Raw genomic sequence first — 22,274 nt, forward strand, 5'->3', positions numbered from 1 at the left:
TCCCCATCGCTCAAATCAAAACGGGCCATGATCCAACTCCTCCAAGAAGCTTGAATCACGGCCGGAGTGATTTGGGAATCCGGTTTATGGGTACAGTACCTAGAGCGTTTCCTGAACCCATTCGGCGATCTTGCCCTTGGCCATGGCACCGATCTTGGTCGCGACGACCTGGCCGTCCTTGAAGATCATCAGGGTCGGGATGCCGCGCACGCCGTACTTGCCCGGCGTCATCGGATGATCGTCGATATTCACCTTGGCGACCGTCAGCGCACCGGACATTTCTTCGGCAATTTCCTCGAGCGCCGGGGAGATTTGTTTGCACGGACCGCACCACTCTGCCCAGAAGTCCACGAGGACCGGGCCGGAGGCATTGATCACGTCATTCTCGAAGGATTCATCGCTGACCGCTTTGGTCGCCATGGGAAACTCCTTTGCTGGAACGAATCCGCGGGGGCGGACTCAACTGATGGCGCGTGAGGTAAGGAGGGCAGGCCCTCCCGTCAAGCCGCTCCCGCGTCGAACATGTCGTCGAGAACCGCGTCAGGAAGCGCCATCAATCGCGCCGCGTCGGTCCAGAGCAGCGCACAACGCACGGATTTTTCGGGATGAACCGCGCGCAGCAGGGCCCGATAGGTCGCCATCTGGCCGAGATAGACTTTCGCCACTGCAGCAACATCTGCGGGCGGCGGACGATTGGTCTTGTAGTCTATGATCAGGACTTCGTGATCGGTCACCACAAGCCGGTCAACCTGGCCGCGGATAATCGTGTTGGCTGCCAGGCCCGGCGCCTGACCGACCAGCGCAACCTCGGCCCGGCTTCCCGGCCCGAAGAGCGGCGCAAAGTCGGGATGGTCCAGAATTGCGAGGGTTTCGGTGACGATCTGCGCCTTGTCGGCCTCGGGAATATCCGGCTGCGCGGCGACAAACCTCCGCGCGACGGCGTCGCGCCGGTCGGCGGGAAGGTCGGGCAGGGTCTGCAGGAGCTTGTGGATCACATTGCCGCGCCGATAGCGATGGCCACCGGGATCGGCCAGCGGCGACAGGACGGCCGGCTCACTGTCCTCATCACTGACCAGGCTCGATGGTGCGGCGCTGAGTATCTGGCCTGTCTCCGCCCGCGCCGGCACCTCGGCCCAGTCCGGGATCGCGACCCGGGCAGCCCGGGCATCGCTGGCCAGACCCAGCCTCACCGGCGCGGGGCCAAATCGCAAGCCGTCCTCGGCCCCGTCGATGATCGCCGATACCGGCGAAGCGAAGCTTTCCCAGCCCTCGCCCTGCCAGGCCTCGGCGAGCTGGGCATACCAGCTGTCGTCGGAAATCTGCCCGAGGTCGCCTTGCCCCTGCCGCCATCCGCACACGATCAGCCGGTCGCGGGCCCGGGTGAGGGCGACGTAAAGCAGACGGCCATGCTCGGCGAGCAGCTTGTTCTGCGCGGTCGTTCGCAGACGCTCCACCACTGCCGGGTCCTCCGCCTTGCGCGGCGACCACAGAAGACCGCATTCATCATGCGAAAAGATGGGATCCATCTTGCCGGTCAGCGGACTGCGGGTGGTGTCGGGCAGGATGATAACGGGCCGTTCCAGCCCCTTGGAGGCATGCACCGTCATGACCTGGACCTCATTGCGATCCGGGCTCATCTCGCGCTTGATCTGGGTTTCCTCGCCGTCGATGCGGGCAATGAAACTGGCCAGCGCACCGCCGCTCTCGCGCTCATGCTGCAGGGCACGGGCGAGAAATTCCTGCAGCGGATCGCGAGCCTCTTCGCCCAGCCGAGCATACATGCGCGCCCAGCGCGTCTCACCGGTCGGCGTGCGGGCATTGAGGAAGCCGGCGAAGAGATCATAGAGGCGGGCCTTGTCGGCCTGGTTGCGCAGCTCGATCAGGGCCTGCCGGGCATCGGCAAAGCGCGCATCCTCGCTGGTGAAGAGCGCATTCCACAACGTGCCGCGGCGTTTCAGGTCGGTACGGGATCGGGCCAGATCATAGAGCGCCTGCTCATCGACACCGGGCAGGTCCGGATCAACCGGGTCGAACAGGGGCGAGCGCAACAATTCCGCCAGCGCCAGGTCATCGCCCGGCGTCATCGCGAAACGGCCCAGCGCCAGCATGTCCTTCACCGCGGTCTGTTCCCGCAGGACCATGCGGTCGGCCCCGGCGACCGGGACGCCCTTGAGCTTGAGCTGCCGGATCACTTCCTCGAAGAAGCCGCCGGTCCGGCGCCAGACGAGGATGGCGATATCGGACGGCCGGACCGGGCGCGCGACAAATCCTTCGGGCGCCTCCTCCCAGATCGCGTCGCCGCGCGTGATCATGTCGGCAATCTCGGTCGCCACCGTGGCAGCCAGCAAATCCCGGGATGTACCCCGGGCCCGCTGGTCGACCGGGTCAAAGATCGAGCCTTCCTCGACCCTTTCGGGTTTGGGGATCGCCGGCCAGATCTCGACACAACCCGGCATGCCCGACCGGGCCGCCCGGTGGCGCTGATAGCGCGCGAACGGCAGGGCCGTTGCGCCGGCGAGGAATTTGGTTTCCGGCGCCGGTATCCTGGCCGCAAAGGCCTGGTCGACAGCGGCCAGGATTTCCGGGGCAGAGCGGAAGGACACATCAAGCCCCGGTCGCTCGAAGGGCAGCTCCACCGCGGCCGCCGAAGCGGCCAGATGATCGCCTTCGGCCAGGAAACGGGCCGGTTCAGCGCCCTGGAAGGAATAGATCGACTGCTTCTCGTCGCCGACCACGAACAGGGTGCGCCCCAGATCCTGCGCGCCTTCGCCGGCAAAGAACTCCGCTGTCAGGCCGCGGATCATGTCCCATTGGCGCGGCGCCGTGTCCTGGGCCTCGTCGATCAGGGCGTGGGCCAGCATGCCGTCCAGCTTGTAGCCAACCCAGCCGGAGAACGGGTTCTCGGGCGCCAGCAACAGGCCCGCGAGACGCACGAGATCATCAAAGTCCAGGGCGCGAGCCTGCTGCAGCGCCGCGCCATAGGCCCGGATGAAACGATCGGCGACGACAAGCGCCACCGCACTGGCGCGGGCGAGCCTCGCGCGCTGGATCAGGTCACGCACGGTCTCCAGCCGCTCGGCCTCGGCTTCCAGCAGGTCGAGCACATGCGGGCAGGCCTTCTTGATCGCGGCCGTCGCCAGGCGGGCAATGCGCGAGCCCTTGCCCTTGTCCGTGAAGTACGCCGTCAGGAAGGTGTCAAAGGCCAGCGCCGGATCCGCGCTCGCAAGGGCGCGCTTCAGGATCTCGCCGCGCGTCACGTCGGTCTTTGACCCTTCGTCGCACAGGGCGTGCGCAGCGGCCTCGATTTCAGCGCGCGGGACCGCTGCCACAGCGTCCGACTTGAGCTGGTCCGGATGGGCACCCTGCGGCAGTTCGAGCACCGGCCAGAGCCGCTCAACCAGTACCTCAACCCCACCGGCCCTTTCGCAGGTCTCGCTGAAATCATGCCGGTTGCCGCGCGCCCAGCGCAGGATGGCGTCGATGGCCTCGGGACCGCCGGTCTCGATCAGAATGTTGACCTCGCCCGGTGTCAGGGCGGCCAGCACGGCCCGCCGGGCCGTCTCCATCGCCTTGCCGGCGGCTGCATCATCGAGCGTCTCGAAACCCGGCGGAGCACCGGCTTCCAGCGGGAAGCGGCGCAGCAGGTTCTCGCAAAAGGCGTGGATCGTCTGGATCTTCAGCCCGCCCGGCGTCTCCAGCGCCTGGGCGAAGAGCTTGCGGGCCCGGTTTGCATCGCCCGGCTTCAGCGGTCGGCCGAGAAGTTTGCTGAGGTCCTTGTCGAGCATCGCGTCGGGGGTCACCGACCAGTCGCCGAGACGCTTGAACAGACGATCCTTCATCTCGGCCGCGGCAGCCTTTGTATAAGTCACGCAGAGAATGGTCTCGGGCCTGTGGCCGGCGAGGAGCAGGTTGATCACCCGGTCAACGAGAACACGCGTCTTGCCGGAACCGGCATTGGCTTCCACGAAAACGCTGGCCTCGGGCCGGGCCGCGCGCTGCTGCGCCGCCGTCGCGGCCTGCTTGATCGCCGGGTCGAAACAGGCTTCGCTCATCGCTCGCCCTCCGACCCTTCGCCACCGGCGGAGGCCCACTCGCCGCGTCGCGCGAGATGGTCGAAATCCCCGTAATCATTCATGTACTGGACACGAATCTGGCTCTCATATGCGGTCGTTTCGAGATCGAAATGAGCAATCCAGCCGCTTAGGTCCTCGAGCGCCATCTGCGCAAATTCGCCGGCCTCCGGGTTCGCCTTGCCATCGATCCGGACTTCGCGCCCGCCATCAGCATTGCCGGGAAGGGCGATGTAGTAGAGGCCGGCGGGGTCGCCGGGCGCCATATCCTCAAAGGCACCGGCGCTCGCCATGGCGGCGGTCAGCGGCAATTGCGGATCAAAACCGGCCTTGATCGCCTTGGCCGAAGAATTGCCGCCGGTCTTGTAATCGATAATGTCGAGCCGGCCGTCCGGATGCCGGTCAAAGCGGTCGGAACGCCCGGTCAGCGTCCAGCTGCCAGCCGGCCCGTCCAGCGTCATTGCCCCCTTGATCTCCACCTGGTCGAGACGGATGCCGCGGGCGCGTCGTTCCCGCTCCCAAGCGACAAGCCAGCGCGCGGCTCGTTCGAAGCGGGCGCGTTCCAGCACGCGCTCGGCCGATGCGAAGCCGGCGGCAGCCAGGCGCGGCTCGACGGCCGCCAGAAGCTGCGCAACGGCATCGTCCGGCACATCGTCGCCCCATCGCGGGACCACCGCCTCGAGCGCGTCGTGCAGGGCCGAACCGCGCTCGCGGGGACCAGGTGGCATGTCGGCCGGATCGAGGCGGCGCAGGCCGAGCACATGGCGGGCATAGATCGAATAGGGATCGCGCACCCAGGTGCTGATCTCGGTGATCGACATGCGGCGTGGTCGAACCTCGACTGGCGGACAGGGCGATGGACGGGGCGCGGCCTGCGGCGCCTGCCCCGGATCATCGAGCGCGCGGGCGATGCCGACATAATCGGTCGCGGTGGCGAAGATCCGCCCGGCGGCATCGCCCAGTGCACCGCGCGCCAGGGTCTTGAGGCGCCAGAGCCAGCGTGAGGCCACGGTCGGCGCGCCTTCGGATTTCTCCGACCGCGTCATCACGACCTCCCGCGCTGCCGCCAGCTGGACGAAATCATGCGCGGCCAGCCCATAGCGACGCTCCGGCGCGCCCAGACCCACCGCACGCCGCATGCCCGCCGACAACCAGGGATCAGCCCCCGGGCCCGGCGGCCAGACGCCTTCATTGAGACCGGCGAGGATGACCCGGTCAGCGGTGATCAGGCGCGCTTCGAGCGGACCAAGGACCTGTAGTCGCGGGTGCACACCGACACGCGGCGCGACCCGCCGCGACCGGCACATTTCCGCAAAGGCTGCCGCATAATCCGTCAGGGTCATGACGGGAAGGCTGTCGCTTTCCTCGATCAGGGAGCGCAACAATCCGGCCGCCGCCTCGCCGCCTTCGCCGCTCCAGACACTGTCGGACCCGTGCGCACTGCCATCGCTGGCGAGGGCCTCGGCGGCAACGGCATGGGCCCGGGCCCAGTCACGGGCCGGCCGGCGCGCATCGGTCAGGAGACCGTCAAGCGCGCTCTCGAGGACGTCGAGAATGGCCAGGATGCCGGCCCTGTCTTCGGGGAAGAGCTTGACCCGTTCGCCATCGATACGCGCCCGGATCGACGCCAGGTCGTGCCCGGGCCGCGCGCCGCGCAGGGCTTCCGCCTCGAACTTGGCGAGCACGCCGTGGGCCTGGCCGCGACGCCCGCCGGCGCGAAACAGGGGCGAGCCCCATAATGCGGTCAGAGCGACCACGCCACCGCAATCAAGCGCCACATCAAGCAGCCGGGTCAGGAAGGCACCCGGCGGGGTTTCCGCCAGCGCCGCACCGCCTGAATCATCCAGCCGGACACCAAAGCGCGTCATTTCGGCCGAGACGCGTCGCGCCAGCATCCGGTCCGAGGTCACCAGGATCGCGGTCTCGCCCTCGGTCTCGAGGGTCTCGCGCAGCATCAGGGCACAGGCCCGCGCCTCGCTGATCTCGTCCGGTGTTTCCACCAGGCTCAGCCCGGCGAGGCCATCGGAGAAGAAATCCGCACCATACTGGTCTTGCAAGGTCGCGATCCGGGTCAGCCATTCATCCGTGGTATCGGCCGGACGCAGGGCTTCCGCGAGGATGCGTCGACGACGGGCTGCGGCACCGCTTTCGGACGCGCCAGGCCAGGCCGTGACCGAGTCCCGGTCCAGCCCCAACTCTTCCACGAAGGTCTTCATCGCCCATTGCGGGTGATCTTCGCTGACCGCCCCCCAGGCCTTGTCGTCCGCATCCCAGTCGAAGCCTGGCAGAACAACCGCGCCTTCGGGGAGATTGGCAATCACGCCCATCAATTTGCGGGCAGCGGGGATGGAACCGGTGGAACCGACCGCCAGCACCGGATGACCCGGCGCCTCGCGGCTCCAGCGCCCGACCAGCGCGTGCAGGACCCGGGAACGACGTGCGGCGCCATCGGACAGGCCCAGCTCGGCCAGGCGGGCCGGCCAGACACTCTGCACGATGTCGAGAAATTCGACCGCCTCGCGCCGGTCGGCGGGCAGATAGCTCGCGACCGCCTCATGCAGGGCCGACAGGTCGCTGACATCCTCGGTCGCCAGATCATCCAGCAGGGCCGCGAGGGAATCGGCCAGCGACAGGGCGCCGCCGACGCCGATCGGCCGACCGAGAGCGGTTTCCTTGGCGAGGATCAGGCGGGCCAGCTCATAGCGCCGGCGCTCCGGCGAGATGGCCGGCGCGGCAAGACCGGCCAGCTCACCCGGTTCGAACGGCGGATCATCGACATCGACATCGCCGATCGGCCGGATCAGCGGCAGGAGGGCGACACCGTTTCCGGCCAGTTCGGCAAAGACATCGCCCAACGCCTTGGCGGCGCGCCGGGTCGGCGTGAGGATGAGCAGGCGCGTCAGCGCGTCCGGATTGGCGGCCGCGTCAAACTCCTCGCGCAGGGTGGTGGCGATGGCGCGAAGGAAATCCGTTTGGGGCGGTATGGTGAAAAGGCTGGGCCCGGACGTATCGAACAGTCGCGCGCTCACCCGGTCAGCCGCGCTTCGGCCTCGGCGAGCGCCCCGGGATCGCCGACATGCATCCAGAACGACTGCAGGACGACGCCGTGCAGGCGCCCGGCTGCGGCCAGTTCACGCCAGACCTCCATCATCGAGAAGCGGCGGACCGTGCGCCCCTCGAGCGCGCGCGGATGCAGGATCTGGACACCGGCATAGGCATAGGGCGCCCGGTCCGCCTCGCCGCGAAACCGGACCTGTCCGTCGGGATCGAGGAAAGCGTCGCCCGGACCGTCAAAGCCCAGGGTCGCCGCCATCGGGGCAAGCAGGAGGAGCGCGTCCATGCGATCACCATCCCAGGCGGCGCGCAGACTGTCGAGCGAGGCGGCGCCCGCTTCTTCCCAGATCGCATCGATATTGGCGATGAAGACGGGATCCGGGCCGAGCTCGGGCAGGGCCTTGACCACACCGCCACCGGTTTCCAGCACTTCGTCGCGCTCATCGGACACGGTGATCGCCGGGCCCCCGGCCCGCCGCGCCAGATGCACTTCCATCCGGTCCGCGAAATGGTGGACATTGACCACGCAGCGTTCGATCCCGCCAGCGGCATAACGATCCAGCGCCCAGTCGAGCAAGGTCTTGCCACCCACCTCGACCAGCGCCTTGGGGCGGTCATTCGTGACCGGACGCATGCGCGTCCCCAGTCCGGCGGCAAGTGCCATGGCGTGGCGGATTTCAATCATTTGTGCGCTTCCGCGAAAACCTGCGGCGCGTTTGACTTCACCCACATGTGCAGGGGCATCAGGGCAGGATGCTGGAGATCGGCCACGAAATGGCGCGCCACCCGCGGCAAAAGCTCAAGATAACGCTGCTTGCCGTCGCGCACCGCGAGCCGCACGAAAATTCCCAGAATCTTGGCATTGCGCTGGGCGCCGAGCACCGCATAGGCCGCATCAAACCCGGCGGCATCGGTGATCCCGGCCTGTTCCACGAAGCGCGCTTTCAGTGGCACTGCCAGCTTGCGTTCCACATTGCGCCGCGCGTCCTCGATCAAGGAGACGAGATCATAGGCCGGATGACCGATCAGCGCGTCCTGGAAGTCCAGCAGGCCGATCTCGGCCTCGCCCTTCCGGTCCGGCAGATAGATCAGGTTCTCGGCATGGAAATCGCGCAGGACAAGTCCCGGCGCACAATGCTGCAGCCGCTCGAAGGCGCGGCCCCAGATCGCGTGCCAGTCGGCCCGGGCCGTCTCGTCCAGCTCGACACCGGCATGCCGTGTCAGGAACCAGTCCAGGAACAGGTCGGCCTCGGCCATCAGGGCCGTGTCGTCATAGGCCAGGAGCGGCCAGCTTTCGCCCTCGCGCTCGACTTGCGGCGGCAGGCTGGAGCGATAGATCGCGGCCAGCACGTCGACGGCCTTGGCATAGAGCGTGCCTTCGTGCAGATCGCCCGGCAGGAGCCTTGCGAACAGATCATCACCAAGATCTTCCAGGAGGAGGAAGCCCGCCGCTATATCGCTGGCGAGGACGCGCGGTGCCGAGAAGCCGCGCTCGCACAGTGCGTCAGCCAGGCCGGCGAAGGCAACCAGATTGGATCCGGCAAGCCGGGCCACGGCATTGTAGCCCAGGGCGGCCCGCTCGGACGGGCTTGCCTCGGGCGGGCAGACCGGCGCTTCTGATGCAGCCGGCGCATCCATCAGCATGGCCCGGTCGCCGCCCTTTTCAAGCCGGATATAGCGCCGGGTCGAGGCATCGCCGGGCAAGGGGTGCTGGTGCGCATCGCCCCATCCGGCCGATGTCAGGAAAGCGGCCATGGCCGCGTTTCGATCAGATGTCGTCAAGGCGTGTCTCCCACTGCCCGAACCCTGTTAAGCGCGCCTGACGCGGCCTGTCCATGGCCTCGCCAACGCTATCCTCAACCATTTCGAGATGCAGCTCCAGCCGGTCATCCGGAACCAGGCCAAACAGGCGGTCGGGCCATTCAACCAGCATGATGACATCCCCGAAGGCATCGTCGAAGCCCAGTTCGTCGAGCTCGGCCGGATCCTCGATCCGGTAGAGGTCGGCATGCCAGAGTTCACCGCCGCCGGTGTCATAGGTCTGGATCAGGGTGTAGGTCGGGCTGGGCGCGTCCTCGACGCCGCAAAGCGCCTTGATAACCGTCCGGGCGAGCGTGGTCTTGCCGGCGCCGAGATCACCGGTCAGGAAGACGGTGTCTCCCGCACGCAGGACGCCGGCAAGGCGGAGCGCCAAGGCTTGCGTCGCTGCCAGATCAGGCAAGGAAACAGTATTCGAATTCGCCATGGATTGCGCTTAGCGAAGCCCGTCGCGGACGGCAAGCGGTGAGGCTGAATCTTGACTCGACCGTGAACGCTGTTCATGTCCTTGGCATCCAACGGAGACTGGCATGCCGAAGATCACCTATATCGAGCACAATGGAACTGAACACGCCATCGAGGTCGCTACCGGGCTGACCGTGATGGAAGGCGCTGTTCGCAACCTGGTCCCGGGCATCGACGCCGATTGCGGTGGTGCCTGTGCCTGCGCAACCTGTCACGTCTATGTCGACCCGGCATGGGTCGAGAAGACCGGTTCGCGCGAAGCCATGGAAGAGTCGATGCTCGACTTCGCCGAAGCGGTGCAGGAGACCTCGCGCCTGTCGTGCCAGATCAAGGTCACTGACGAGCTCGACGGGCTGGTTGTGCGGATGCCGCAGAACCAGGGCTGATCCGGTCGGCGCCTGCAGGCGCCAACGCGTCCCGGGGTCATGATATCGCTATTCGACGCGCGCCCGGTCACCGGCCAGGCGTGTCGCCGGTCGGCTGGCAAAATCCAGCTCGGGCGGCACGGCTGAACTGCGCGGCTCGATCGGCAGATGGCAGGATACCAGGGTCCCCTGCCGGGGCTCGGACTGCAGCTCGACCCAGCCGCCGTGCAGCTCGGCAATTTCCTTGACCAGAGACAGGCCGAGCCCGGCCCCGCCGCGCTCGCCGCGCGAGAAACGGTCAAACACGCTGGCCTGTTTTTCCGGCGCAATACCCTCGCCATCATCCTTGACCCAAAGCGTCAGGTCCTCGCCATTGCGACGGGCGCCGATCGTGACGGCACCACCGGTCGCGACATGACGAATGGCGTTGGACAACAGATTCATCGAGACCTGTTTCAGACGATTGCGGTCCGCCCGCAGCAAGCCGAGCCCGTCCTCGATCGCGACATCCAGCTTGATGGCGTGATGGTCCGCCCGCGCCGCGACCAGCTCTGCCGCTTCGCGCGCCACCTCGCCGAGATCGACATCGCCAAGTTCCAGCTCAAGCTGGCCGGCATCGATCGCGGCCACGTCGAGAATGTCGTCGATCAGCTTGGCGAGATGAGCGGCGGCTGACTGGATCGCGGACATCGGCTCTTTCTGCCGGTCCGACAGCTCGCCGGCAAAACCCTGGGCCAGCATGTCGGCATAACCGCCGATCGTGGTCAGCGGCGTGCGCAGCTGATAGCTCACATGTTCGACAAATTCGGTCTTGATCCGCTCGGAGGTTTCCAGCGCCTCGGCCCGTTCACGCAGGGCTTCCTCGATGCGGCGGCTGTCGGTCACGTCATCCCAGCAGATCAGCGTCGCACCATCGGGCAGCGGACGGGTGAGATAGGTCAGCACGCGGCCGTCCGAACGACGCATCTCGCCAGTGACCTGTTTGCGCGCCTGCGGGCTGGGATCGGTGACGCGGGCCTTGATGTCGGTCCACACCCGGTCGTCGGTGAACAGGGCCGCGCAGGTCTCCGACACGGCATCGAAGTCGGGCTGTCCATCGAGCTCGTCAGCCTCGAAGCCCCACAGGTCCTCGAAAGCGGAATTGTTCAGCTGGAGACGGCCATTGGCGCCGAACACGGCAACCGCCTCGTGCAGCTTGTCGAGTGTGGCGCGCTGGACATTGATGAGTGTGTTGTAGCGGGCCCGCAGGGCCAGCTCGTCGGTCTTGTCCTCGAAAATCATCATCAGACCGCCCAGCGGGTGCCGCTGGCGGGCGATGCGCAGGGTGCGGCCGTCGGGCAGCGGCCACAGCTCGTCCGGCGTTTCCTCGTTCGGCGGCGCGTCATAGCGCGCCAGCTCCTCACTCTTCCAGGCGCCGAAATCAGCCTGCTCCGGCAGCAGGCGCTTCTCGCGCATCCGGTCAAGGAATTGCGCGTGGCCGGGACGGTCATTGAGCCAGGCATCGTCCAGCTTGAACAGGTTGGAGAAGGCCTTGTTGTGGAAGTTCAGACGCTTGGAGCGATCGAACACCACGACAGCCTCGGCCATGTGGTTCAGCGTGTCATCATGGGCCCGGCGGAAGCGGGCGAGGGCGGCCTTGGCCTCCTCGCCATCGGTCACATCGAGCGCAAAGCCGGCAGCGCCACCGGAGACCGGGAAGACCAGGAATCTGAGACCGCGGCGGGCGCCATCGACCACGACGACCCGCATCTCGTCGACCGGAGCGCCAGCGGCGGTCGCCCGTGCGGCAAGCTCGGTCATGGCCGTATCGAGCAGGGTCTGCCTGTCGAGTGTCGCATCAATCGTGCCACCCTCGACGGCCGTCACATAGGCCTGGTTGGCCCATTCGATACGGCCACCCGCATTCATGCGCCAGGCCGGAACCGGGGCCCGGCCGAGCATGTCGAGGAAGGCGAGCGGGTCCTTGGAAACCAGACGGCGGGCTTCCTCGATCCGGCCGCGGGCGCCGGATTCTTCCAGGCCGCGGATCGTCGCGTCCGACAGCCACACCACAAGCTGGGTGCCGGCCGCGCGACCATCAACTTCCAGGAAACGGCCACTGGGACCAAGAATGGTCAGGGAGAAGGGCTGGCCCTTCTGGGACAGGTCATGGAACCGGCGACGCAGCGTCGTCTCCTCGCCACCCGCCGACCGGGCTTCATAATCAGCCAGGCCTTCCATGAGGATACCGGCAGGATTGGGGCCATCACTGGCCTCGGCAAAGCGCAACAAAGAGGCGAGCGCGACGGAGGATCCGAAAATCCGCGGGGCGCCCCAGCTGGCGTCATTTTCGTCCAGGGGCGGTTGGTCCCAGACCAGCACCAGCCCCGGATGGGCGCCGAACACACTGTCGGCGCGGGCAATCTTGTCTTCCAGCTCGGCCAGTCGGCGGCGCCATATCACCTGGGCGCCGCGCGCGCCTGAGGTCAGGCGGAACGCCCAGAGACCGACAGCGAGCGCGAAAGCCACGGCGCCGACAGTGACGACAAGGGTCACGATCTGAAATGTCTGTCCGGTCATCAATGTCGCCCTGGGTGCGGACCGCCCCCATTGCCTGCGGCCCTCACGAATCACCATGATACCGGGCTGCGGACTCGCGGGCGATGCCCGGCCCGGTAAAAATCCTAATATCTTATATACCCGGTCACACCCGGCCGGGGAAAAATCCCGCCTTCAGGCCGGGCTTGTCGACGGGGATGCCTTGCTGACGCGCCGCATCGCCCGGCCCGGCGGGCAGTCTGGGCGACGCAAAAGCGCGCTGCCTCAGCTTGTGGATATTTGCGCCGCGCTCAGCGGATATGCACTTCGCCGGCGCGGAACTCGAACATGACCACGCAGTTTTCGAGCACATCGACACCCTCAAGCGGAGCAAATTGCCAGCTCGAGACCGCTCGTTCCGTGGCCCGGTTGAACGGTCCATCCGGGACGGCGCGATGAACGCGGGCCCGGTGCACGCTGCCGTCGGAATAAACGTGGAAACGGACCACGACCCAGCCCTGCCTCCCCCGATCCCAGGCCCGGGCCGGATAGTCAGGGATGCTTGCGGACATCGCCGCCAGGGTGGAGCCGCGGCAGTCCTCCGGCCCCATCATCCGCTCGACATTCGGTGGGACCGGCAATTCATCACGCGGCATGAATGGTCCGCGGCCCGCTTGCGGCAGGCCGGGCAGATCCAGCGAGGGCATGCCGCCACAGGCAGTCAGGACGAGGCAGAGAAAAGGGAAAAAGCAACGCATCCCGGCAAGCTAGCGGCTCGTCCTGCCGGGCGGAAGCCTGCTTTCAGCGAGCCAGGCCGGAACGGATGTTGAACATTTCGTAAAGAATGCCCTTGGCCCGTTCTATTTCCGGCATCAAACTTGTAGAGTTCACGGGAAATGGGTGAGGGCCTGCCGATTTGGGACAATCGGTCAGGCATTTGTTGTTAGAGGTGCGTCAAGCCATGTCTTTGTTACCGACCGCGCATGCCGGGCAGTCTTTCGGGGCCCGCCGGATCGATTTCTATACGGTGTCGGGTGAGGTTTCCGTCTCCGATGACGGCACCGGACGCGTAACCGACACCGACGGAATGAGCCATGATGTCCGCCTGCTTGAACGCTCGAACGCGCTGGCACCGGGGGATACGGCCAGTGTGCTTCGCGTCCAGGCCGGACCGAACCGTCGATCGCGACCCGCCGCCATCATCAACCATTCGCGCGGCACCTGGATGCGCGCCGCTCCGGATGCGACCGGTCTGCTGTCGCGCTCCGGTGTGACCCGCGGCTTCAATTGGTGGCTGTCCGTGCTCGCCCTGGCCCTGGTTGGAATCGCGGCCGTCTGGCCTGCAGTTCATGGTTTCCTGACCGAAGTGAATGGCGGGCTTATGGCCTCTGTTCCAGCCTTTGACGTCTTTGCCGAGATGAACGCCCTGATGCCGGCCCTTGCCGGCTGGCGCCTCGAAGCGGCCTTGCCGACAGGCCTGCTCGACACGATCGCCTCGCTGGGTTTTGTCCCGATGGGCCAGCTGACCGAATGGGGTTTGGCCGGTGCCGCCAGCCTGCTGGCCCTGCTGGCTTTCCTGGGACGCTCCTGGCGGCTGGTCTACATCCCGGCCCTGGCGCTGCTGGCGCTGGCCACCGGCACGATTCTCGCTTCCGCCCTTGCCACGCTGGCCGTGGTTGGCGGCAGCCTTGTGCTCTTCATGCTTGGCGGGCTGGTCAATCGCATCCGCGATGGCGGGCGCTTCAATGCCCGTGTCGCCCGCCTGGCTGAACACGCCCTTCGCAATCCGCCGCATGAGGGCGTGCGCCAGTCCAATGACGCCGCAGTGGCCGGTGTGACGGCGTCTGCCGCGATCGCGGCCGCGACCGCTGCGGCTCATGGCGAGAATGGTTTGGACGCGGAGAATGCGGTGGCTGCCACCGCCGAGACCGATGCTGCCGGTGATTCCGGTGATGCCGGCGATTTCGGTGACACCAGCGATGCCGGTGGCGCGCTCGAAACAGCCGCCACCGAAGCCGAAACCAGCGATGGCGAAATTGATCACGCCTCAGGCGAGGCCGAGGCGCCGTCGCAGGACGACCTCCTGCCAGCCGCCCCCACAGCCGCCGAGGACGAGCGGGCCGAACTGGCTGAAACCGCAGCAGCGGCCACCCTCGAGGACTCCGGTGAAACGGAAGCGGCGGCCGACACGGCCCCGAACGAGGGCGTCACGGACCAGGCCGCAAATGACGACGGCACCGCTCCCGGCAACGCGGCCGGCGAAGACGACGCAATCAAGGCTGCCGCCCGGGCACCGGGCGAAGGCGACGACACCGTCGCGAGCAGCGAGATCGCAAATGACCAGCAAGACGCGCCCGCCGAGCCTGCCATGGGCGCGACGCAGGATGTCGGGGCTCCGGAGACAGCTGCAAGCGCCGCAGAGCGCGAAGAAGAAACCGCCGAAGCGGCGGTCGCCGACGCGGGTGATGTCGCGGATGCCCGCGACCCGGCCGCCGCGGTGGAACTGGATGACGACCTGCCAAGTCTCGATGATGTGGCGGCCGCTGCCGCGTTGACAGCGGCGGAAACCGGAGAATCCGAGACGACGGCTGGCGCCGAACCGGCACCCCGCTCCGCAGTCGATCTCGACGATGAGCGAACCATGCCGGTTGCCCCGCCACCGCCAATGCCGGGCAATGATGCGCCCGATCCGGTGACCGAAACGACCGCCGAGCAAGGCCCGGAAGGCGTTGACCCGGGCGCCGCCGACAATGGTGGGGATGGCGGCGGGACAACGGACCCGTCCGCTGCTTTGCAAGCGGTCGAGACTCCGGGCGAGACTCCGGCCGACACTCCGGCCGACACTCCGGTCGGGATAACGGCAATGACGGCCGAAGACAGTGCTCCGATCGTCGACGATCCGATGATGGATATGGGTGATGATCCGATGATGTCTTCAGAGGGGCAGTCCGACTACGCGCCCGGCGCTCCGGAAGTGGATCTCGACCGGACCCCGGCCTGATCGGCCCGGCGTCCGCCTGAAAACCCGAACGAGAAAAGCCCGCCTCACCGGCGGGCTTTTTTATGCGGCTTGACCGCCAGACCGGCTGCCCACCCTTGCAGCAGGCTATTCGTCTTCGTGGAAACGCGCCTCGACCAGCTCGGTCAGCCTGTCGGCGGCCTGCTCGGCGTCCGGGCCCTCGGACTCGATGGCGATCACCGAGCCCTTGGCCGCAGCCAGCATCAACAATTCCATGATCGAATCGGCATTTACCGTCTCGCCATCGCGCGAAACATGGATCGTGGCATCAAATCCCTGGGCCAGTTCGACGAATTTCGCAGCCGCACGGGCGTGAAGGCCGCGCGCATTGCAGATTGTGACCTTGCGCGCGACTTTCGTCACTTGCCGGCACCTTCAAGCACATCGGATGCGATCGCGATATAGCGCTTGCCGGCGTCCTCGCCCATCCGCGAAAGGCTGTCGAGATCCGCTCGCGAGCGGGCTTCCGCCAGCTTGATCAGCATCGGCAGGTTCACGCCGGCGATCACTTCGACCTTGCCCGGTTCGAGCAGCGAGATGGCGAGATTGGAGGGGGTGCCGCCGAACATGTCGGTCAGGATCAGCACGCCCTCGCCGCGATCGGCATCCTCGATTGCCTGCTTGATGTCATCACGGCGCTTTTCCATGTCATCGTCCGGCCCAATGCATACAGCAAGGAACGCATCCATGGGGCCCACCACGTGCTCCGTGGCAGCGACAAATTCATCGGCCAAACGGCCATGACTGACGACGACGACTCCGATCATGCTGTCATCTAAACGCGGCTTGAGTTGGGGGGGAAGCGTCTTTTTGCAACGAGACGCTCAATTTGTCAGTCGGGCTCGGCCGCCGGCAGCTCGACAGTGAAGCGGGCACCGATCACCTCGCCTGCCTGGTTGCGGCGGTTCCGCGCCACCACGGTGCCACCGTGCGCCTTGACGATCTGCCGCGAGATCGCCAGCCCGAGGCCGGAATGCGTACCGAAGGCGGCGCCTTTCGGGCGGTCAGTATAGAAACGATCGAACACGGCCTCGAGATTGTCCTCGGGAATTCCCGGCCCCTGGTCGTCGACATGAATCTTGAGGCTGGGTCGCCCCTCCATCTGGCCGCGCCGCAGGGAGACCAGGATCTCGGCGCCGTCCGGCGAGAAGGTCAGCGCATTGTCGAGGAGGTTGCGGAAGACCTGGCCCAGCGGATCGCCCCGGCCGATGACGAGCGCAGAGCGAAGCTGGCGGTCGACGCGGATCGAGGCCGGCTTGTCGCCCGCCTCATTATACGACATGGCGAGATCACCGAGCAATTCGGCGAGATCGAAGCGACTGACATCCTCGCGCGCCAGTTCGGCGTCAACCCGGGACGCCCGGGAGATATCGGTGATCAACCGATCAAGACGACCAACATCAGCGCTGATCACCGCGAGAAGGCGGTCGCGCCGTTCGTCATCCTTCGCCTTGGGCAGGACTTCAACGGCGGAGCGGATCGATGTCAGCGGATTCTTGAGCTCATGGGCAACATCGGCCGCGAAGCGCTCGATGGCGTCGAGCCGGTCATAGAGCGCCTCGGTCATGTCCGACAGGGCGACGCCGAGCTCGCCAATCTCGTCATTGCGGCTGCGCAGGTCCGGCATGGTCACGCGTCGGCCACCGGCCCGGCGCGCCTCGCGCGCGGCCCGGGCCAGCCGCCGGATCGGCCGGGCGATGAAGACGGTCAGCGCCAGCGAGGACATGGCCGTCACCAGCGCCGCAATGATCATGAAAGGCAGGAGGGCGCGTCGTTCGGCCTCGATCAGCGTGTCGAGATCATAACTCTCGATTGTCACCACGCCGACGATGGCCCGCACCGGCTGGATCGGCAGTGAAACCGAGACGACCCGGCGACCATCGGCCTCGCGTCGGACTCCGCCCACGGTCCCGCCATTGATCACCTGTCGGACTTCATCCCGCAGGTTCCGGCCCATCGCCTCGCGCTCTTCCGATGACCGCAACAGATTGGCCAGGGCATCGAGAAGCTGTACCGGGAGCGAACGGGCACCGTCGGCGATCGGCGCACGCTGGGTGCCGGGCGGCGGCAATTGTGTGGTCTCGAACACATCCGCCAGCAGATGGCTGTCGGCGACAATGGCGGCGCCCTTGTCAAAGACGATGACGCGGGATTCCTCTGGCACATAGAGCTGGCGCAGGATGGCTCGGGCATCCTCATTGCGCAGGGCGGGCGCCGGCGCGCCGTCCGATGCGCCTTCGGCCAGCACATTGGCGATCAGCTCGCCCTGGGCCCGCAGGGAATCCAGCTTGGCATTGACCAGGCCGCGGCGGGTTTCCGTCAGCGCCAGCATGCCCACGACGAGCACGCCCAAGGCGACGAAATTCGCCATCAGGATCAGCTGGGCCAGACGCGAAGACGGGCGGGGCGCCAGACTGCGCAGCCGGGCACCGATACGCCGCAGACCCGTCATCGCGGAGCTGGTCTCAGTCTTCTTTATAGCGGTAACCCACGCCGTAGAGCGTCTCGATTGCGTCGAAACGCTTGTCGGATTCCCGGAATTTCTTTCGGATGCGCTTGATGTGGCTGTCGATCGTCCGGTCGTCGACATAGACCTGGTCGTCATAGGCCGCGTCCATCAGGTTGTCGCGGCTTTTCACATAGCCCGGACGGGTCGCCAGGGCCTGCAGGATCAGGAATTCCGTAACGGTCAGGCGAACCGGCTCGCCCTTCCAGGAACAGGCATGGCGGTTTGGATCGAGCAACAGGCTGCCACGTTCCAGCGGTTTGCTGTCGCCGGGCTCCAGGCCGATCGTGCCGACCGGATCACCGGACAGGCGGGCGCGGCGAAGCACGGCCTTGACCCGCTCGCCCAGAAGGCGCTGGGAGAAGGGCTTGGCGATATAGTCATCGGCACCGAGATTGAGTCCGAGCGCTTCGTCGAACTCGTCATCCTTGGAGGTCAGGAAGATGACCGGCAGGTTGGAGGACTGACGCAGGCGGCGCAGCAGTTCCAGACCGTCCATGCGCGGCATCTTGATGTCGAAAATCCCAAGGTCCGGCGGATCCTCGGTCAGGGCGGTCAGCGCGGAGGCCCCGTCATTATAGGTCCGCACATGATATCCCTCTCCTTCGAGAAAGATCGAAACCGATGTGATGATGTTTTCATCATCATCCACGAGTGCAATCGTTGCCATGCCATCTCCGCGCGTTGGCCTGAACAAATCGGGCCGGAATTGATCCGCGTGCAGGAACCATAGCCGCGGCCGGGCCGACACGCCAAGCTCCCTTGATGAATCAGGAGCATGGTTCACCCGGTTTTAAGCCTCTTTGTGCCATGAATAAGGCTCCAGGGGAGTTGGTGCATGTCCGGCGACGTCCATTACGAAGTCTTTTTCAAGAAAAACCGCAAGTCAGGCTGGGCCCTCAGCGAGGCGCGTGATGAGCGCGACCCAGCCATCCGCCTGGCCCATTCGCTGATCGCCAAGAACAAGGATGCCTCGGTCCGAGTCACCAAGGAAACCTTCGACAAGGAACACCGCAAATTCCGCTCCGTGCCGATTTTCGAAGGCGGCGCCGAGACCATGGGTGTCGAAAAGGAAAAGACCGGCGAGGCGCGCCTGCCCTGCCTCACCCCGGATGACCTGTCCAAGCCCCATGCCCGCGACACGATCCGCCGGGTGCTGACCGGCTGGCTGGAGCGGGTCCAGGCGATCCCGATGGAGCTCCTGCACCGCCCCGATCTGGTGGAAAGCCTGGAAGCTTCGGGGACGGAATTGCAGCACGCCGTCCAGAAGGTCGCCATCGCGTCGGCCAATGACAGCGATGCCGGCGTGCATGGCTATGTCAAACAGCTCAACGAGCTGGTCCAGAAATCGCTCAACCGGATCTATCAGGACGGCCGCAACAGCAAGCTGCCCGAATATCCCGAGAAGGCGAAATTCGCGGATATCGCCTCCGAAATCCACCAGAGCGACCGCCGTGCCTATTCGCTTCGCGCCGCCATGGCCGACCGGCTGCGCCATGAAAAGAAGTATGGCGACAAGCTGGAAGCCCTGCTCGACATGGGCGACAGCCTGCCCGAGGACGCCGAGGTCCGCAGCTTCGCACTTGATGAGGTCGATCACTATATCGCCGAGGTCATCGCCTTTGATGCCGGCCGCGAAGCCCTGCTTGGCAGCTGCAAGGATCTCGGCGAGACACTGGAACGCCTCGCCTGCCTGTTCGATGGCGACCATTCCGCCGATGCCCTCAGTCTGGCCCCCAGCGCCGCGAAGCGCCTTGCCCGCAAGATCCATGGCCGGGAATTTCCGGCCTGCCGCGCGATCATCGCGACCAATATCCTCAAGGGGCTTGAGCGCCCCAAGCGCCTGCGCCCAACAAGCGTCCGCGACGAGGTCCGCCTCGCCCGTGACCTGGCGAGCCGCCTCGTCATCTGCGCCGACAGCACCCTGCCGGCTGACGCGCTGATCAAGGCCTTCGCCTCGCGCTCGGCCCGCCTGTTGCAGCCGGAAATCATCGACGAATTGCTGCGCCATTCGCGCGGCGCCGACGAGGATCTCGACCGCCTGATCGCGCTTGAGGAAAACCTGGTCGGCGAGGCCAACAAGCAGAAGCTGGCCGGCTATATCCGCTCGACACTTGGTTCGAACCAGGCCGACGCCTGGTATGTCCGCGGCGATGCCAAGCCGCTGGAACGCCTGGCCAAACTGGCCGCCCAACAAGCCCGAATTCTCAAGGGATCATACCCGGCCCGCGACAAGCTGGAGCTGGCGGCCAGTTTCGACACGCTCGGCATGAAGATCGTCGACGACAGCAAGATCCTCAACCTGGTCGAAGCCGGCGACCGGCCGGCGCTCGACAAGGCGACCGGGCTCTTGCGCCTGGCAACCGGCGGCGCCCTGCCAATCGGCAATTGCTCGGCCGATGCCCAGGCTCGCGCCCTGCGCCATCTGAAATCCGCCGTCGGACTTTCCGAGGCCCAGGCCGAGGATGGTCGCGCCAAGCTGCGCCAGATCCAGGGCATGCTGCAGGAACTCACCCACATGCACGCCAAGGCCGCCTGACCAATTTGGCTTTGGCTGAGCCCGGCAATCTGTCTAGGCTTGCGGCATGACATTGCGCCATCTCATCACCTTCTTTCTCGGACTGATCGCCGGGGCCGTCATGGCGGTCGCACTGGCCTTCAGCCCCGGCGAGATTGGCGGCGTCCATAACGGGGCCTGGGTCAGCAATCCGAATATCGGCTCGCCCGACGCCAATCCGCTTGTTCGCTCACTGGTGGCCCGCCGCGGCCTGCTGGCCCTGAGCCGGGAGGAAGCGGTCTATTTCACTGCCACACGCGACAGTGAGGGACATAACCTCACCGAGCGATGTGCCTACGAGGTGGTCGGCGCGATGCCGCCGACGCGCTGGTGGTCGCTCACCATATATGACGAGGACAGCTTCCTGCCGCGCAACGGACGAAACCGCCATGCCGTCAGCCAGACGACGGCCCGCACCGATGCGAGCGGCCACGTCATCATCCCGGTGGGACAGGATGAAACCGGCGCAATCGTCACCAACAATGCCGGTCTCTTCTCCCTGACCCTGCGCCTCTATCATCCCGACCCCGTCGTGCTGGATGATCTGGACACCCTGACCTTCCCCCGGATTGACCGCATCAGCTGCGAGGGCGAGACATGACGCGGCGCGGCCTGCCCTTTTTGCCCTTTGTCCTCGGTCTCATCCTCGGTCTGGGCATCACCCTGACCGTCATGCCCGGCGTGATCATGTCGCGCGCCATGGATCGGATCGAAGCCCTCGGCGGTGCGACCGGGATGGTCCGTCATGCCCCGCCGGTCACGGCCGAAAACCAGACAATCGTCCGCGCCAGCCCGGATATTTTGTACTCGGTCTGCCTTTATGACCTGTCTGACGGCCCGCTGCGCATTGATGCGCCCTGGCCGGATGACGGGAATTATGCCTCGGTCAGTTTTTACGATGCCAACACGAATAACTTCGCGGCGGTGAGTGACCGGGATGTCGGAAGCGCAGCAACTTCGATCGCGCTCATCGAACGTTTCGAGTCTTATGTCCCGGAAGACGCGGACCTGAGCTTTGTGGCCCCGACCCGAACCGGTCTCATCCTCTATCGCCGCGTGATCGACGCGAACACAGATCTTGCGGCCGCCGAAGCCGAACGTCAGGGCTTCACCTGTTCGCAGCTGTCCGATCAGTAACTTGCCTCGCACGTACCGCTTGGCGAGGCTGACGCCCGAGTAAAGCTGGGGAGCCCCATGAAACAGACCATCCTCGCGGCATTTGCCGCATCTGCCGCCATTATCGCCCCCGCGACGGCGCAGACTGACGAGACCGCCGCCATCGAGGCCCGGATCGACGCGCTCTATGCGGTGATTTCCGGACCGGTCGGCGAGGCCCGCGATTTCGACGCCATGCGCGAGCTTTTCATGGAGGGCGCCGCGATGGGCGCCGTGGGCGCCGGCCAGAGCGGCAATGGTGCCGGCAGCGTGATCACGCTGGATGATTATATCGAGCGCTCCGGCCCCTGGCTGGTCGAAAACGGCTTCACCGAACGCGCCACCCGCACCGACATCACCCAATGGGGCGAGATCGCCTATGCCCGCTCGGCCTATGAAGGTGTCAACGGGGTCACCGGCGAGGTTTTCCTGATCGGGGTCAACTTCATCACCCTGTTCAAGATCGACGGCGCGTGGAAGATCGCCGCCATCCTGTGGCGGACTGAAAGCGAGGACTGGCCGGTCGAAGCAGCGTTTGATTGAACAGGACTCCCGTCTCATCCTACCCGGAGGCGCGCCGCGCCGTCCGGGACCGACGGGAGCCAAACCGCTCGCCGGATGGGTCGGCAAGTCCCGTCTGTCCGCCCCGCTCTTGCGGGGCTGCGGCGGGGAAAATGTGTTTGGGACGGTGAGGTGTGGCGCGCAGTGGCCGGCACGTCCTTTCCTCCCCACATCGTGGGGAAGAAAA

At 66.0% G+C, this 22,274-nt stretch carries 18 protein-coding genes; 6 read left to right on the plus strand and 12 right to left on the minus strand.

All coding sequences use genetic code 11. From position 1 onward, the window contains the following. Positions 1-99: 99 nt before the first annotated feature. From trxA to tsaE, 6 genes are all read right to left on the minus strand, one after another. Positions 100-420: a thioredoxin TrxA gene (gene trxA, locus QZZ02_RS14620; RefSeq protein ID WP_291845494.1), complete on the minus strand. Its 321-nt coding sequence runs from the start codon at positions 418-420 to the stop codon at positions 100-102. Between the two features lie 80 nt (positions 421-500). Continuing rightward, positions 501-4,052, minus strand: a complete 3,552-nt coding sequence (gene addA, locus QZZ02_RS14625) for a double-strand break repair helicase AddA (protein ID WP_291845495.1) — start codon at positions 4,050-4,052, stop codon at positions 501-503. Next, positions 4,049-7,099, minus strand: a complete 3,051-nt coding sequence (gene addB / locus QZZ02_RS14630) for a double-strand break repair protein AddB (protein WP_291845496.1) — start codon at positions 7,097-7,099, stop codon at positions 4,049-4,051. Before addB ends, addA begins: the two co-directional genes overlap by 4 nt. Beyond that, positions 7,096-7,809: a nucleotidyltransferase family protein gene (locus QZZ02_RS14635; protein WP_291845497.1), complete on the minus strand. Its 714-nt coding sequence runs from the start codon at positions 7,807-7,809 to the stop codon at positions 7,096-7,098. Before QZZ02_RS14635 ends, addB begins: the two co-directional genes overlap by 4 nt. Next, a complete protein-coding gene (locus QZZ02_RS14640; protein WP_291845498.1) occupies positions 7,806-8,906 on the minus strand; it encodes a phosphotransferase in 1,101 nt (366 codons plus the stop codon). The genes QZZ02_RS14635 and QZZ02_RS14640 overlap by 4 nt, the downstream gene beginning before the upstream one ends. Further along, on the minus strand, positions 8,893-9,369 hold the full coding sequence (gene tsaE / locus QZZ02_RS14645) for a tRNA (adenosine(37)-N6)-threonylcarbamoyltransferase complex ATPase subunit type 1 TsaE (RefSeq protein WP_291845499.1): 477 nt from the start codon (positions 9,367-9,369) through the stop codon (positions 8,893-8,895). Before tsaE ends, QZZ02_RS14640 begins: the two co-directional genes overlap by 14 nt. Before the next feature lie 103 nt (positions 9,370-9,472). Between tsaE and QZZ02_RS14650 the strand changes: the two genes are divergently transcribed. After that, positions 9,473-9,793, plus strand: coding sequence for a 2Fe-2S iron-sulfur cluster-binding protein (locus QZZ02_RS14650; protein ID WP_291845501.1), 321 nt, complete (start codon positions 9,473-9,475; stop codon positions 9,791-9,793). A 48-nt stretch (positions 9,794-9,841) separates the two neighbouring features. Here QZZ02_RS14650 and QZZ02_RS14655 read toward each other — a convergent pair whose 3' ends face one another. Further along, complete coding sequence (locus QZZ02_RS14655) at positions 9,842-12,331, minus strand: PAS domain-containing sensor histidine kinase (protein WP_291845502.1); 2,490 nt, start codon at positions 12,329-12,331, stop codon at positions 9,842-9,844. A 269-nt stretch (positions 12,332-12,600) separates the two neighbouring features. After that, on the minus strand, positions 12,601-13,047 hold the full coding sequence (locus QZZ02_RS14660) for an energy transducer TonB (RefSeq protein WP_291845503.1): 447 nt from the start codon (positions 13,045-13,047) through the stop codon (positions 12,601-12,603). Between the two features lie 203 nt (positions 13,048-13,250). On the opposite strand from QZZ02_RS14660, the gene QZZ02_RS14665 reads away from it, so the two are divergent. After that, complete coding sequence (locus QZZ02_RS14665) at positions 13,251-15,290, plus strand: hypothetical protein (RefSeq protein ID WP_291845504.1); 2,040 nt, start codon at positions 13,251-13,253, stop codon at positions 15,288-15,290. Between the two features lie 105 nt (positions 15,291-15,395). On the opposite strand, the gene QZZ02_RS14670 is transcribed toward QZZ02_RS14665, so the two are convergent. The 4 genes from QZZ02_RS14670 to QZZ02_RS14685 form a co-directional block, all read right to left on the minus strand. Further along, positions 15,396-15,671, minus strand: coding sequence for an HPr family phosphocarrier protein (locus QZZ02_RS14670; RefSeq protein WP_291845506.1), 276 nt, complete (start codon positions 15,669-15,671; stop codon positions 15,396-15,398). Beyond that, entirely contained in the window at positions 15,668-16,075 is a 408-nt protein-coding gene (locus tag QZZ02_RS14675) for a PTS sugar transporter subunit IIA (RefSeq protein ID WP_291845507.1), read from the minus strand. Before QZZ02_RS14675 ends, QZZ02_RS14670 begins: the two co-directional genes overlap by 4 nt. A gap of 65 nt (positions 16,076-16,140) precedes the next feature. Further along, positions 16,141-17,760, minus strand: coding sequence for a stimulus-sensing domain-containing protein (locus tag QZZ02_RS14680; protein WP_291845508.1), 1,620 nt, complete (start codon positions 17,758-17,760; stop codon positions 16,141-16,143). Between the two features lie 13 nt (positions 17,761-17,773). Continuing rightward, positions 17,774-18,484 (minus strand): response regulator transcription factor, encoded by a 711-nt coding sequence (locus tag QZZ02_RS14685; protein ID WP_291845509.1) that lies wholly within the window; start codon positions 18,482-18,484, stop codon positions 17,774-17,776. Between the two features lie 168 nt (positions 18,485-18,652). On the opposite strand from QZZ02_RS14685, the gene QZZ02_RS14690 reads away from it, so the two are divergent. The 4 genes from QZZ02_RS14690 to QZZ02_RS14705 are packed head-to-tail and all read left to right on the plus strand — an operon-like array spanning position 18,653 to position 22,069. Then, on the plus strand, positions 18,653-20,353 hold the full coding sequence (locus tag QZZ02_RS14690) for a hypothetical protein (RefSeq protein WP_291845511.1): 1,701 nt from the start codon (positions 18,653-18,655) through the stop codon (positions 20,351-20,353). A 46-nt stretch (positions 20,354-20,399) separates the two neighbouring features. Next, positions 20,400-20,972, plus strand: coding sequence for a DUF1214 domain-containing protein (locus QZZ02_RS14695; RefSeq protein WP_291845512.1), 573 nt, complete (start codon positions 20,400-20,402; stop codon positions 20,970-20,972). Beyond that, on the plus strand, positions 20,969-21,508 hold the full coding sequence (locus tag QZZ02_RS14700; protein ID WP_291845513.1) for a DUF1254 domain-containing protein: 540 nt from the start codon (positions 20,969-20,971) through the stop codon (positions 21,506-21,508). Before QZZ02_RS14695 ends, QZZ02_RS14700 begins: the two co-directional genes overlap by 4 nt. 57 nt (positions 21,509-21,565) lie before the next feature. Further along, positions 21,566-22,069 carry a hypothetical protein gene (locus QZZ02_RS14705; RefSeq protein WP_291845514.1) on the plus strand — a complete coding sequence of 168 codons (504 nt, stop codon included), beginning with the start codon at positions 21,566-21,568 and terminating at the stop codon, positions 22,067-22,069. Positions 22,070-22,274 lie beyond the last annotated feature (205 nt).

The organism is Maricaulis sp. (genome assembly GCF_015665295.1).
Classification (GTDB): Bacteria; Pseudomonadota; Alphaproteobacteria; order Caulobacterales; family Maricaulaceae; genus Maricaulis.

What these genes read in the sequence shown, in the direction of transcription:
- trxA (WP_291845494.1), bottom strand. Translation starts at nt 420, where the DNA reads ATGGCGACCAAAGCGGTCAGCGATGAATCCTTCGAGAATGACGTGATC.
- addA (WP_291845495.1), bottom strand. Translation starts at nt 4,052, where the DNA reads ATGAGCGAAGCCTGTTTCGACCCGGCGATCAAGCAGGCCGCGACGGCG.
- QZZ02_RS14635 (WP_291845497.1), bottom strand. Translation starts at nt 7,809, where the DNA reads ATGATTGAAATCCGCCACGCCATGGCACTTGCCGCCGGACTGGGGACG.
- tsaE (WP_291845499.1), bottom strand. Translation starts at nt 9,369, where the DNA reads ATGGCGAATTCGAATACTGTTTCCTTGCCTGATCTGGCAGCGACGCAA.
- QZZ02_RS14650 (WP_291845501.1), top strand. Translation starts at nt 9,473, where the DNA reads ATGCCGAAGATCACCTATATCGAGCACAATGGAACTGAACACGCCATC.
- QZZ02_RS14655 (WP_291845502.1), bottom strand. Translation starts at nt 12,331, where the DNA reads ATGACCGGACAGACATTTCAGATCGTGACCCTTGTCGTCACTGTCGGC.
- QZZ02_RS14660 (WP_291845503.1), bottom strand. Translation starts at nt 13,047, where the DNA reads ATGCGTTGCTTTTTCCCTTTTCTCTGCCTCGTCCTGACTGCCTGTGGC.
- QZZ02_RS14665 (WP_291845504.1), top strand. Translation starts at nt 13,251, where the DNA reads ATGTCTTTGTTACCGACCGCGCATGCCGGGCAGTCTTTCGGGGCCCGC.
- QZZ02_RS14675 (WP_291845507.1), bottom strand. Translation starts at nt 16,075, where the DNA reads ATGATCGGAGTCGTCGTCGTCAGTCATGGCCGTTTGGCCGATGAATTT.
- QZZ02_RS14680 (WP_291845508.1), bottom strand. Translation starts at nt 17,760, where the DNA reads ATGACGGGTCTGCGGCGTATCGGTGCCCGGCTGCGCAGTCTGGCGCCC.
- QZZ02_RS14685 (WP_291845509.1), bottom strand. Translation starts at nt 18,484, where the DNA reads ATGGCAACGATTGCACTCGTGGATGATGATGAAAACATCATCACATCG.
- QZZ02_RS14690 (WP_291845511.1), top strand. Translation starts at nt 18,653, where the DNA reads ATGTCCGGCGACGTCCATTACGAAGTCTTTTTCAAGAAAAACCGCAAG.
- QZZ02_RS14695 (WP_291845512.1), top strand. Translation starts at nt 20,400, where the DNA reads ATGACATTGCGCCATCTCATCACCTTCTTTCTCGGACTGATCGCCGGG.
- QZZ02_RS14700 (WP_291845513.1), top strand. Translation starts at nt 20,969, where the DNA reads ATGACGCGGCGCGGCCTGCCCTTTTTGCCCTTTGTCCTCGGTCTCATC.
- QZZ02_RS14705 (WP_291845514.1), top strand. Translation starts at nt 21,566, where the DNA reads ATGAAACAGACCATCCTCGCGGCATTTGCCGCATCTGCCGCCATTATC.